The following is an 11,993-nucleotide window of genomic DNA, read 5'->3' as shown; positions in this document are numbered from 1 at the left end:
AGCGGCAGGCTTTTTCCAGCAAGGTTGCTTAGAAGCGATAGCTGGCAGTCAAATAGACGCTGCGCCCGATCGCATCGGCATAACGGCCATCGTAACCAATCTGGTCGCCATTGCCGACTTTCAACGAGAGCGGCGGCTTGGCGTCAAACAGATTGCGCACACCGGCGGTCAGGATGACATTTTTCTGCCAATTGAAGCGGGTTTGCCAATCCAGCGTGGTGTAGGGCGAGACCTCGCGCGCCAGTTTGACGAAAGCGCCGAAACTGCCATCCGGGTTCACTTCGCGCACCGATTGCACCGAGTCATGGTAGCCGCTCTTATAGTTCAGGCTCAGGCTGTGCTGCCATTGGTCTGATACTTTGAGCGTAGCCGCCAGACGCGTGATCAGGCGGAAACCGACCGCATTGTTTTCATCATAGCGGCCAACGCTTTTAATCATCGGGCTGCCCGGCACTTCATAATCCGAACGCAGCAAATATGTCCCGGTCCAGTTCAGATTCAATTTGCCGATCCCGCTGTCAAAACGGAAGCTGTGATCCCAATCCAGACCACGGTTGTACGATTTGGCCAGGTTGAAGGTCGGCAGCACGCCCACCAGGATGTTGGCGCCCTGTCCCGGTTCATAGAAAACGCGGAACAGGCTGTCGTATTGGCGCGGATTTTCAAACAAGGTGCTTTCCGGCAGGGTGGAGATTTGATTTTTCATCGTCACATCCCACAGATCAAAGCCGAACGACATCATACTATTCGGCTCGAAGCGCAAACCGATGCTGGCCTGGCGTGACTCTTCCGGTTTCAGGCCGGTGGCGCCACTGTCGCGATTGCCGCCGCTCAGCACATCGTATTGCGTATTGCCGGAACAGTACACGGCGCGCGGATCAGGCGCTTTGACCGGGCAGTCATAGGTGTCGCCGGTATTGCCCGAGTGCAGCAGCGGCGCGGTGATGTCGGTCATGGCCGGCGCTTTGAAACCCGTGCCCCAGGAGGCGCGCAACATCAGCGCTTTGGTGGGACGCCAGGCGCCGGACAATTTATAGGTGAATTTGTCGTATTTATTGCCCTGGGTGGCGGCGGCGACCGGCCTGCCCTGCTCATCAAAATTGGCGCTGTTTTTGATCGCGCTGTAATTGTCGTAGCGGATTGCAGCGGTCAAGTCGAGCGACTTGGAGAGCGGCATTTGCAATTCAGCAAACGCGCCCCAGTTGTGGCGCTTGGCGGCAGTTGGCAAATCCCCCGGCGAGTCGCCCAACGGTGAATCGGTGTAATTCGGCTGCAGCGCATTCGCCCCCATGCCGATCGGGGTCGGGTAGTAATTGTATTTTTGCACGGTGTAATCAAGGCCGGCCCCGAGTTGCGCCGCACCGCCGCCGAGTTTGAACACTTCACGCGAAGCGCTGATGGCCAGCACGTCCAGGGTGTTTTTGGCGCGGCTCCAATTCTCATGCAACACCGCCGGGGCCAGCACCTCGCGCGAGGAGCCGGGCGGCAGGAAGGGGTCGTATTTGCCGCTGTCAACGATTTGATAGAACTTATCTTTGCTCAAAAAACCGCCGGCAAAATCACGGCTGCGCTTGCTGATTGAGTGGGTCCAGCTGGTGTTGTAATCCCAGCCAAATGCCTGTCCCTCAGCCCCGATCACGAGATGCTGCGCATCGGTGCTGTAGGCGGTATTGCGGCCCCCGGCGTCAGAAATGCGCAAGCGCATGCGCGCCGAATCGACATTCGCCGGATTCACGCCCAGTTGCGTCAACCAGGGCGCGACATATTTGCTGTACAGCGCGCCATTCAAGGGCAGCGCCAGCGGTTGCGCCGGCGGCGCATAGCGGCCGGTCTGGGTGAAATTGGAAAACACGCCTTGCGCATACAAGGTGGTGTCGGCATTCAGTTTGAAGCGGCCCGAGGCAAACAAGCTGTCCCGTTTCGACTCCGGAATTAATTGCACGGTGGAGGCGTAGTCATACGCGCAGCGCTGGCCGACCAGGAAAGTATTCGGGCCGCATTTTTTGTCTTGCAGATAGGCGGGAGAAAACAGCACCGGCGCACTGCCATCTTTCAAGCGCAGCTCGGCAATCGCTGGCGCGGAATTGTCCGACAAGGCCCAGGTGGCGTAATTTTTGCCGTCATGGCTGAAACGGCGCACGCCGGTATTGGCGAATTCGCGCTGATCCGCATTCAGCATTTTCTGCTCGTCGTGGCTGTAGGACAGCAAGACATTGAAGCCGTCTTTTTCGAGCGAGCCGAAGCCTTTCGACAGGCCGATCGTGTGGCTGGCGCCGCCGGCGTGTTGCGGCTGATTGTAAGTAAAATCAATTGCGCCATCGGTCTGGTTTTTGCGCAGAATGAAGTTGACCACGCCGGCAATCGCGTCCGCGCCATACAGGGTGGAGGCGCCGTCGGTCAGAATTTCCACCCGCTCAACGGCGGACAAGGGAATGCTGGCCAGATTCACCGAGCTGCCCGAGCCGAATGAGGCTAAGCGGTGGCCATCCAGCAACACCAGGGTATACGCGGCGCCGATATTGTGAATCGAGGCGGTCTGCACCCCGCCGCCGCCGCCATTGATGGTCTGGTTGGCGGTGGCGAAACCTTGCATCGCCGGCAGCGCTGCGATCAACCCTTCGACGCTGGCGGCGCCGCTGCGCTCGATATCGGCGCGCGACAAATGCAGCACCGGAATTTCTTTTTCACCGGCGATCCGCTTGATTGAGGAGCCTGTCACTTCAACCCGCTGCACTTGGGCGTCCTGGGCCCAGGCGGCGCCATACATCGCCAGACACGCGGCCAACGACTGCGCCAGCACGGTCTTGTTCATCGTTTTCTTCATCTTCTCGTTCCAAAAAAAGTCATGGGCTTGTGGTGACGGGAACAGGCCGGCCTGATCTGGCTGACGCCTGCTGGCGCAAAGCGATCTGGAGATATGCGGCGTGTCGCCGCGCGTCTCCCTCCCAATTCAGCTTGAGGCTGAATATTTTCACGATATTTATTAAATATATTTAATCACATCAGAACATTATGCACGCTGGTTGTCAACCGGCAAACCCGCATAAGTTGCCGTCTTGCAACGCGCCAATCATGCGATGTGAAACAGGCTTGAAAAGGCCGCATACGGCCTGCATAAACTGGCATAAGGGGGCGCTGCGCCCGGCTTGGCGTGGCGCAGCGGCGGCACAAGGACACCGCGCCCCTTCCCGTTTTACAATATGGCAAGATCAGCTTCCTGTCCGACATGACGATGAACCAATACAGTCCTGAAATTGCTTCAATTCTGGGCGCCAGCCGCACCATTGCGGTGGTCGGTCTGTCAGCGCAATCGACCCGCACCAGTTATGAAGTGGCCAGCTATATGCAAAAGCATGGCTACCGCATCATTCCGGTCAATCCGACCTATGCCGGCCAGCAGATTCTGGGGGAGACTTGTTATCCCGACCTGCCCAGCGCCGCCAGCGCGCTCGCCGCGCAGGGGCAGCGGATTGATATCGTGAATGTGTTCCGCCGCTCCGAAGATGTGCCGCCGGTGACAGAACAGGCGATTGCCATCACCTGTCCCTGTATTTGGCTGCAACTCGGCATCAGCCATGCCCAGGCGGCGCAGCAGGCGCAGGCGCAGGGCATGCAGGTAGTGATGAACCGCTGTATCAAAATCGACCATATGCACTGGCGTTCTCAACAACGGCTGACGCCGAAAGGATTGCGATGAAAACCTGCGCACTGTTACGCCTGCCGGCGAATTGGGAAGCTTGCGATGATGATGCGGCGCGTTTGCTGGTCGGCAGCGGCGACAAGCAACAGGATAAAGCCGCGCTGGAAGCTCAGGCGCGCCGCATCGGCGAGCTGCAACAAATGTTATATGCCCAGCAAAAGCAAAAATTGCTGGTGATCCTGCAAGGGATGGATGGGGCCGGCAAAGATCGCAGCATCGCCGCCTCGTTTGCCTATTGCAATATGATGGGCTTGCGCGCCAAAAGCTTTAAAGCGCCCACGCCGCAAGAATTGGCGCATGATTTTTTATGGCGCGTGCATGCCGAAACGCCGGCTTGCGGCCAGATCGGGATTTTCAACCGCAGCCATTATGAAGATGTGCTGGTGCCGCGTGTGCATGGTCAGCTGGACGCCGCCGCCTGCCGTCAGCGTTATACGCATATCCGCGCATTTGAATCGCTGCTGGCCGAGAGCGGCACGCGGATTTTAAAAATCTTCCTCCACATTTCCCAGCGCGAACAGGCGCGCCGCCTGCAAGAACGCCTGCAAGATCCGGAAAAACAATGGAAATTTGATCCTTCCGATTTGCGCGAGCGCGGCCAATGGAAGTTATATCAACAGGCCTATGCCGACGCGCTGCACGCCAGCGATGCCGAACATGCGCCCTGGCATATTGTGCCGGCGGACAATAAGCCGCAGCGCAATCTGGCGGTCAGCTGCCTGATTGCCGAAACCCTGGCCGATATGCAACCGGCCTGGCCGGCATTCCGCCCCGAGTTGGCGCAAATCAAGGTGGAATAAGCCTCACAGCGGCAGCGCGGTGGTGTCTTTGATGCGCTGCAGGGCAAAGCTGGATTTCACGTCCAGCACTGCCGGATGCTTGAGCAGGGTGGACATCATGAAGCGCGAAAAATGCTCCATATCTTCCACATGCACGCGCAGCAGATAATCCATTTCTCCGGTCATGGCGTAGCAGGCCACCACTTCCGGCCAGCGCTCAACCGCCTCGGCAAAGGCGGCGCGCGGCCCGATGTTTTGGCGCGGGCTGCCGCCATCACTGTGCTTTTCCAGTCGCACATTGATATACGCCTGCAAACCCAAGCCCAATTTTTCCGGCGCCAGCAGCGCCACATACTGGCGGATCACGCCTGCCTCCTCCAGCCGTTTGATGCGGCGCAAACAGGGCGAGGGCGAGAGGTTGACGCGCTCGGCGATTTCCTGATTTGACAGGCGCCCATCCATTTGCAAAATCGCCAAAATCTTGCGATCTGTCTTGTCCAACTCCACTTTCGCCATTTTTTCACCTTTTCTGCCAATTTTACGCAATTATATTGCGCATTATTGCGTTCTTCGGGAATGATTGGCAATCATATGCTGCGCGCCAGGGTCTATACTGTTCTGATCTATAACTTGGAGCCTGACATGGACTTTCAACCTTGGGACAATCCGATGGGTACGGACGGTTTTGAATTCGTCGAGTACGCCGCCCCCGATCCACAAGCGCTTGCAACGCTGTTTGAAACCATGGGTTTCACCGCGATTGCGCGCCACCGCCACAAGAATGTGACCCTGTATCGCCAAGGCGATATCAACTTCATTATCAATGCCGAACCGGATTCATTTGCCCAACGTTTCGCCCGCCTGCACGGGCCGTCGGTGTGCGCCATCGGCATCCGCGTGAAAGACGCCGCCTTCGCCTACAAACGCGCGCTGGAACTCGGCGCCTGGGGCTTTGATAATAAAACCGGGCCGATGGAATTGAATATTCCCGCCATCAAGGGCGTTGGCGATTCCCTGGTGTATCTGGTGGACCGCTGGCGCGGCAAGGAAGGCCATACAGAAGGCGCGATTGGCGATATCTCGATTTATGACGTGGATTTCGTCGCCATCCCCGGCGCCAATCCGAAGCCGCTCGGCCATGGCCTGGGCGTGGTTGATCACCTGACCCACAATGTGCACCGTGGCCGCATGAAGGAATGGGCGGAATTCTATGAAAACCTGTTCAATTTCCGTGAGATCCGCTACTTCGACATCCACGGCAAGATGACCGGCTTGAAGTCGAAAGCGATGACCTCGCCTTGCGGCAAAATCCGTATTCCGATCAATGAGTCTTCCGACGACAAATCGCAAATCGCCGAATATCTGGAGCAGTACCACGGCGAAGGCATTCAACACATTGCGCTGACCACGGAAAACATTTACCACACCGTGGAATCGATGAAAAAAGCCGGCGTGGTGTTCCAGGACACCATCGACACCTATTACGATCTGGTGGACAAGCGCCTGCCCGGCCACAAAGAAAATCTGGAAGAGCTGCGCCGCCTGCGCATTTTGATCGACGGCAAGAGCACCGAAACCTCGCGCGAACTGCTGTTGCAAATCTTCACGCAAACCGTGATCGGGCCGATTTTCTTTGAAATCATTCAGCGCAAGGGCGACCAGGGTTTTGGCGAAGGCAATTTCCGCGCCCTGTTTGAATCGATCGAACTCGATCAGATCCGGCGCGGCGTGCTCAAAGAAGAGCCGGCCACCGCCTGATTTTAAGGTCGGCATTTCCGGCCTGCGCATATAAAATGATAAGGAGCGCAAGCGGCATGACCGCTTGCGCCGCATTTCTACACCCCTTGGAACGAGAACATGATGGATGCCCTGACCGATGTTGCGCAGCAAGCTGCGCCCGACACAGATGACTTTTTCGCCAAAGTTGCGACCAAATCCGACAGCGGCGCTTTACGTGGCGACTATTCCAAAGCGAATGCGCAGTACGTGGTGCAACAGGATTGCAGCGCCTATACCGAGGCGGAACATGAATTGTGGCGGCGGCTGTATCAGCGCCAGGCAAAATTGCTGCCGGGCCGCGCCTGCGATGAATTCATCGAGGGCTTGAAACAGCTGGACGCGGCGGATGGCATCCCGGATTTTGCCATCGCCAATCAAAAACTGGCTGCCGCCACCGGCTGGCAATTAGTGGCGGTGCCGGGCTTGATTCCAGAACAGGCTTTCTTTGAACATCTGGCCAACTGCCGCTTCCCGGTCTCGGTCTGGCTGCGCACGCCGGAAGAGTTTGATTACATCGTCGAGCCGGATGTGTTCCATGATTTCTTCGGCCATGTGCCGCTCTTGCTCAACCCGATTTTCGCCAAGCACATGCAAGACTATGGCAAGGGCGGCTTGAAAGCTTTGCAATTGGGCGGGCTGGATATGCTGGCGCGCCTGTATTGGTACACGGTGGAATTCGGTTTGATCCGTGGCAAAGATGGTTTGCGCATTTATGGCGCCGGCATCCTGTCTTCCGGCGGCGAAGTCGAATACTGCCTCAACAGTCCAACCCCTTTGCGCGTGCCGTTCAATGTGCAACGTATGCTGCAAACCCTGTACAAGATCGATTCGTATCAGGAAACCTATTTCGTGATCGACAGCTTCCAACAGTTGTTCGATGACACCGCGCCGGATTTCACTCCCTACTATGAGCGCATCGGCAAACTGACGCCGCATCCGGCGAATACCTTGCTGCCGGGCGAACAAAACATTCCGGTGTGAATCCACAGCACGTAAAAAAACCCGCCGCAGCGGGTTTTTTTACGTCTGTCAATCAATCAAACGCCGGCCCCGCAACGCGGGCAAAAGCTGGCGGCAGGCGACACCGGGTGACCATTCGGGCAACGCTTCAGCTTCGGGCGCAACAGCAAAGGCAGGCGAATCGCCGAGTAAAACATCACGCTGGTGGTGGCGAAAAACAATGTCACCAGCACGCTCGGGAAGGCCGGGCCAATCGTGGCGGCCCAGGCCATTTGCTCATTCGCCAAAAAATGCAAGAGACTGGCGCACACGGTGTAGCCGGCCAGGCCGGCCAGCGCACGGCGTGCCCACAAGGGACAGGTTAACCGGCACAGGGTCAGATATTCGCGGAAGCGGGCATGGCGCACCAGCGGATTGCTCCACAGCGTGACAATACAACCGGCAGCCAAAAAACTGCCCATCAAGCCCCAGGACATCCAAGGCACAGCGGGATGGCCGCCAAACAACATAATCACATGCAATGCCAATGTCATTAACAGACTGGCTGAACTCAACATCAATAAGGGGTAGAACAGATAATTCATTTTTATACTCTCATAATCTGTTTATCAGAATTCCAGATTACTTAATTCCGGCTGATAACATGCACACAAAATATATTTCGCATGCTTGTATTTGTTTTGTGCAGTACTTGCATTGATTGCTGCAAGCCCGGCTGATATTCCCGCAAATGAGGTATAGTCGTAAATTGTATCGTCAGTTAATTTACTTCTATTTACCCGGGCTGTAACAACCCGCTTCGATTGTGGCAGGATCTGTGTGCGTTGAATATCACCCTTTCGGGCCGTTTTCCGCGCTTGCCACGGGAAGATAATTATGCGGCACTGGCTGCCAGTTCCCCTTGGCGGGGGTATCAAGTCTCAGCAACTGATACGGATCACATGCAGATTGATACCGGCAGCTGGCATCTCACTCTGCTGCCCGCGCATCAACCGGGACAGGCTGGCGGCTCGCTCGGGGCAGAAAAATCTTATATGAATTCTGCCTGTTTTTTTTGTGATCTGTGTCACGTATCTTGCAGCCTGGCGCCATATTTCTCCACTTTTCCGTGGTATCGGCGGCGCATTTGCTGCCTGATTCAGGAATAACACCATGTTTTCCTCCGTTTCAGGCTTCGCCTGTTTTTATTTGTTGAAGCAGTTGCATTGATTTGCAATGACTGAATCGTATCAGCCAAGCCCATAAAAGTTGTGCAAAGACTTTTTCAGGCTGTGCAAATGAGAAGTAAACGCAGGCGCGCTATAAACGGGGTGAATGAACCGGCTTTGGCGGCAGAAAAAACGCAAAATAATTCCGCTGCAGAGGGAAACCGGGGATTGCGGCGGGGAATTGTTGCGGGAGCGCTGTTGCGGATTTTGTTTACATCCTGTTTACAAGCTGTCTCAGGCGGATTTTTACACACTCCCCAGCTGCATGCGATTTAGGGCTAAACTTGCAGCAACTTACTTCAACCACTCCCACTATGCCAGGCGCCCATCAACGAAACGGTCAGCTGTATCTATTTTTTGGCGGCGGACCTTATCTCGGCAAAAACACGGCGCTGCAAGCTGCCGTGCGCCTGCGCGTACAGGGCGGCGCACGCAGTTGCAATGCGGCGCTGGCCGGCAATACCCTGGCGTTTGCGCCGGAACACGCTGATCTGGTGCTGCTTGGCCCGCTGGCGGCAGCCGCCACCGATGGCAGCCCGCGCCTGCGCTGGCAACAGGTGGCGCCGTTGCTGGCGGCTGGCCTGGATGTGTACGCCAGCCTGCAAGTGCAAGATCTGGCGAGTATGAATCAGGTGGTTTCCAGCATCACCGGACAAACCGCGCCGGCGCAGGTGCCGGATCAATTATTTGATCAAGCCTATCAGGTGGTGCTGGTCGATTTGCCGGTGGACGCCTGGTTGCAACGCATACGCGAACGCGCCAGGCAGCCGGCGGACAGTCCCTGGCTGCATCCGGGGAATTTACTGGCTTTGCAAGAATTGGCGCAACGCCGCGCAGCTGAGCGCGGCATCGCCTTGCATTCCAGCGGCTCAGCCTGGCTGCGCGCGGGCATGATTTTATGCGTGGGCAGCAACAGTAATGAAGCCCAGATTGCCCAGGGCATCAAATTGGCGCAGCAGCTGCAAACGCCATGGCAAGCGGTGCATGTGGCGGGGCCGAATCAAAACGAGCAGGAACAGCGCGCCGCGCTGCATTGGCTGCAAGTGGCGGAGCAGGCTGGCGCGCAAACGGTTTTATTGCATTCCGGCGATGTGGCGACCGCATTGGCGCGTTATGCGCGGGAACAGGGTTGCAGCCATCTGGCGCTGGGGCAAAGCCGGCGCCACTGGCCATGGCAACGCTCCTTATTGCATAAACTGAGCAAATTGCTGCCGAATTGCAATCTGGTCGGCCTGGCGCAAACACCCGGCAATTCCTGGCGCTGTTATCTACGGGCTTTGTGGCGCGGCGAATTCAGCGATACCGAATTGCAAGCCGGCGGCGCCTGCCTGACGCCGCCAACATCGCAAAATCTGGAGCGCGTGCGCGGCATGTTGCGTGAAATGTCGCGCGCCCGCCGTTATGTGCTGGCGCTGGCGCTGACGGCGGCTTGCGCCTTGCTGGCGATTCCGTTTACGCGCTATGGCGAGCTGATCAATATCTCAATGCTGTTGCTGCTGACGGTGATCATCGTCGCCCTGCGCTTCGGCCGCAAGCCGGCGGCCCTGGCCAGCATCAGCGGCGGGATTGCGCTGTACTGGCTGGCGCCGCCGACAGAGCAGGCCGGTTTGCAACATGTGCTGACCACCAGCATGATTCTGGGGGTGGGCATGCTGACCGGCAAACTCACTGCCGACCTGCGCTACCAGGCCGGGGTCGCGGCGCAACGCGAGGAGCGCATGCGCGCCCTGTATGCTTATGCGCGCTCGCTCTCAAGCGTGCTGCAAAACGAACAGGTATTTGAAATCACGCGGGAATATATTCAAACCAGCATCCATGCGCGCGCCATCGTGCTGGTGCCGAATCTGGACGGCAAGCTGCAACTGCCGGCGCTGCCGGTGGCCGGCGCGCCGCAGCTGTCGCTGATAGATATCGTCGCCGCACAACATGCCTTTGACCAGGCGCGTGCAGCCTGGTATGGCAGCAGCGATGCGCGCCTGCTGTATCTGCCGCTGGTGGCCAAAATGCGCACGCGCGGGGTGCTCGCGATTCAAGTCTATAGTCTCAGTCCGGATCAGCGCAATCAACTCGACACCTTCGCCACCATGGCGGCGATTGCGCTGGAGCGCGTGCATTACGGCGAAGTGGCGCAGGATGCTTTGATCAAAATGGAGTCCGAGCGGCTGCGCAATTCACTGTTGTCGGCCTTGTCGCATGATTTGCGCACCCCGCTGACTTCGCTGGTCGGGCTGTCCGAATCGCTGTTGATGGGCGCGCCCATGAGCCGTCACCAAACCGAGCTGGCGACCGGCTTGCGCGATGAGGCTTTACGCATGAGCAGCCTGGTTTCCAATTTGCTGGATATGGCGCGCATTGAGCAGGGGCAGATCCGCTTGAATTGGGAATGGCATTCGCTGGAAGAAATCGTCGGCACGGCGCTGCGCGCCAGCCGCAGCCAATTGCAAAGACATCAAGTGCAAATCACCCTGCCGCCTGATTTGCCGCTCTTGCGTTTTGACGCGGTATTGATTGAACGTGTATTGTGCAATTTGCTGGAAAACGCCGCAAAATACACCCCATCCGGCTGCAGCATCCGGCTCAGTGCGCAAGTGCGCGCGCAGCATGTGGAGGTCAGGGTGCATGATAATGGCCCCGGCATTCCACGCGGACGTGAACAGGCGATTTTTGAGAAATTTGCGCGTGGTGAAAAAGAGTCCGGCAAGCCGGGGGTAGGTTTGGGCTTGTCGATTTGCCGCGCCCTGGTGCAAGCGCATGGCGGCAGAATCTGGGCCGAGCCGGTGGAGCAAGGCGCCTGCTTTGTCTTCAACCTGCCCTGGACCCCGGCCCCGGCCCTGCCGGATGAACCTGATGATGATTTTGAGGAGGATGAACATGAGCGACCCGGCGCCGATAGCCTTGTTGATCGAGGATGAACCGCAAATCCGCCGTTTCGTGCGCATGGCGCTGGAGGGCGAAGGCTGGCAGGTGCATGAAGCCGAATTGATGAAGCGCGGCTTGATCGACTGCGGCACACGCAAACCGAATCTGGTGGTGCTCGATCTCGGTCTGCCGGATGGCGATGGGGTGGACTTTATCCGCGATGTGCGGCAATGGTCGCAAGTGCCCATCATCGTCTTGTCTGCGCGGCGCGATGAATCCGACAAAATCGGCGCGCTGGACGCCGGCGCCGATGATTATCTGCCCAAACCCTTCGGCGTCGGCGAATTGCTGGCGCGCGTGCGCGCCACGCTGCGCCGCCAGCGCAGCGGCGCGCACACCCCGGATGCGCTGGTGCGCTTTGGCGATGTCAGCGTCAACACCAGCACGCGCCTGGTGATGAAAAACAATCAGCCGGTGCACCTCACGCGCACCGAATACCGCCTGCTGTCAGTGCTGGTGGCGAATGCCGGGCGGGTGGTCAGCAATCCGCAATTACTGCGCGAAGTCTGGGGGCCAAGCCATGCCCAGGATGGGCATTATTTACGCATTTATATGGGACATTTGCGGCAAAAACTGGAAGATGATCCAGCCCAGCCGAAGTATTTGATTACCGAAACAGCGGTGGGGTACAGGTTGTTGGCGGGCTGA

At 57.7% G+C, this 11,993-nt stretch carries 9 protein-coding genes; 6 read left to right on the top strand and 3 right to left on the bottom strand.

Annotated elements, in window-relative coordinates; translation table 11 throughout:
- Positions 1 to 28 precede the first annotated feature (28 nt).
- Positions 29 to 2,824 carry a TonB-dependent receptor gene (locus tag V8J88_RS22870; RefSeq protein ID WP_338846576.1) on the bottom strand — a complete coding sequence of 932 codons (2,796 nt, stop codon included), beginning with the start codon at positions 2,822 to 2,824 and terminating at the stop codon, positions 29 to 31.
- A 408-nt stretch (positions 2,825 to 3,232) separates the two neighbouring features.
- Here V8J88_RS22870 and V8J88_RS22865 point away from each other — a divergent pair, with 408 nt between their 5' ends.
- Positions 3,233 to 3,697: a CoA-binding protein gene (locus V8J88_RS22865; RefSeq protein ID WP_338846575.1), complete on the top strand. Its 465-nt coding sequence runs from the start codon at positions 3,233 to 3,235 to the stop codon at positions 3,695 to 3,697.
- Positions 3,694 to 4,500 (top strand): PPK2 family polyphosphate kinase, encoded by an 807-nt coding sequence (locus tag V8J88_RS22860; protein WP_338846574.1) that lies wholly within the window; start codon positions 3,694 to 3,696, stop codon positions 4,498 to 4,500. Before V8J88_RS22865 ends, V8J88_RS22860 begins: the two co-directional genes overlap by 4 nt.
- 3 nt (positions 4,501 to 4,503) lie before the next feature.
- Here the strand turns inward: V8J88_RS22860 and V8J88_RS22855 are convergent, their stop codons facing one another.
- Complete coding sequence (locus tag V8J88_RS22855; protein ID WP_338846573.1) at positions 4,504 to 4,995, bottom strand: Lrp/AsnC family transcriptional regulator; 492 nt, start codon at positions 4,993 to 4,995, stop codon at positions 4,504 to 4,506.
- Positions 4,996 to 5,121: 126 nt separating this feature from the next.
- On the opposite strand from V8J88_RS22855, the gene hppD reads away from it, so the two are divergent.
- The gene (hppD, locus tag V8J88_RS22850) at positions 5,122 to 6,237 is read left to right on the top strand and encodes a 4-hydroxyphenylpyruvate dioxygenase (protein ID WP_338846572.1); all 1,116 of its coding nucleotides are present in this window, start codon (positions 5,122 to 5,124) and stop codon (positions 6,235 to 6,237) included.
- A gap of 99 nt (positions 6,238 to 6,336) precedes the next feature.
- On the top strand, positions 6,337 to 7,239 hold the full coding sequence (gene phhA, locus V8J88_RS22845) for a phenylalanine 4-monooxygenase (protein ID WP_338846571.1): 903 nt from the start codon (positions 6,337 to 6,339) through the stop codon (positions 7,237 to 7,239).
- Positions 7,240 to 7,295: 56 nt separating this feature from the next.
- On the opposite strand, the gene V8J88_RS22840 is transcribed toward phhA, so the two are convergent.
- Positions 7,296 to 7,802, bottom strand: coding sequence for a hypothetical protein (locus V8J88_RS22840; RefSeq protein WP_338846570.1), 507 nt, complete (start codon positions 7,800 to 7,802; stop codon positions 7,296 to 7,298).
- 1,028 nt (positions 7,803 to 8,830) lie between these two features.
- On the opposite strand from V8J88_RS22840, the gene V8J88_RS22835 reads away from it, so the two are divergent.
- Positions 8,831 to 11,338 carry an ATP-binding protein gene (locus V8J88_RS22835; RefSeq protein WP_338846569.1) on the top strand — a complete coding sequence of 836 codons (2,508 nt, stop codon included), beginning with the start codon at positions 8,831 to 8,833 and terminating at the stop codon, positions 11,336 to 11,338.
- Entirely contained in the window at positions 11,298 to 11,993 is a 696-nt protein-coding gene (gene kdpE, locus V8J88_RS22830) for a two-component system response regulator KdpE (protein ID WP_338846568.1), read from the top strand. The genes V8J88_RS22835 and kdpE overlap by 41 nt, the downstream gene beginning before the upstream one ends.

Source organism: Massilia sp. W12 (genome assembly GCF_037300705.1).
Lineage (GTDB): Bacteria > Pseudomonadota > Gammaproteobacteria > Burkholderiales > Burkholderiaceae_D > JACPVY01.
The sequence above is the reverse complement of the archived record's forward strand: the minus strand, read 5'-3'. Positions and strand labels throughout refer to the sequence as shown.

Coding starts and splice junctions, on each gene's coding strand:
- V8J88_RS22840 (WP_338846570.1), bottom strand. CDS start 7,802: ATGAATTATCTGTTCTACCCCTTATTGATGTTGAGTTCAGCCAGTCTG.
- V8J88_RS22865 (WP_338846575.1), top strand. CDS start 3,233: ATGAACCAATACAGTCCTGAAATTGCTTCAATTCTGGGCGCCAGCCGC.
- hppD (WP_338846572.1), top strand. CDS start 5,122: ATGGACTTTCAACCTTGGGACAATCCGATGGGTACGGACGGTTTTGAA.
- V8J88_RS22870 (WP_338846576.1), bottom strand. CDS start 2,824: ATGAAGAAAACGATGAACAAGACCGTGCTGGCGCAGTCGTTGGCCGCG.
- V8J88_RS22860 (WP_338846574.1), top strand. CDS start 3,694: ATGAAAACCTGCGCACTGTTACGCCTGCCGGCGAATTGGGAAGCTTGC.
- phhA (WP_338846571.1), top strand. CDS start 6,337: ATGATGGATGCCCTGACCGATGTTGCGCAGCAAGCTGCGCCCGACACA.
- kdpE (WP_338846568.1), top strand. CDS start 11,298: ATGAGCGACCCGGCGCCGATAGCCTTGTTGATCGAGGATGAACCGCAA.
- V8J88_RS22855 (WP_338846573.1), bottom strand. CDS start 4,995: ATGGCGAAAGTGGAGTTGGACAAGACAGATCGCAAGATTTTGGCGATT.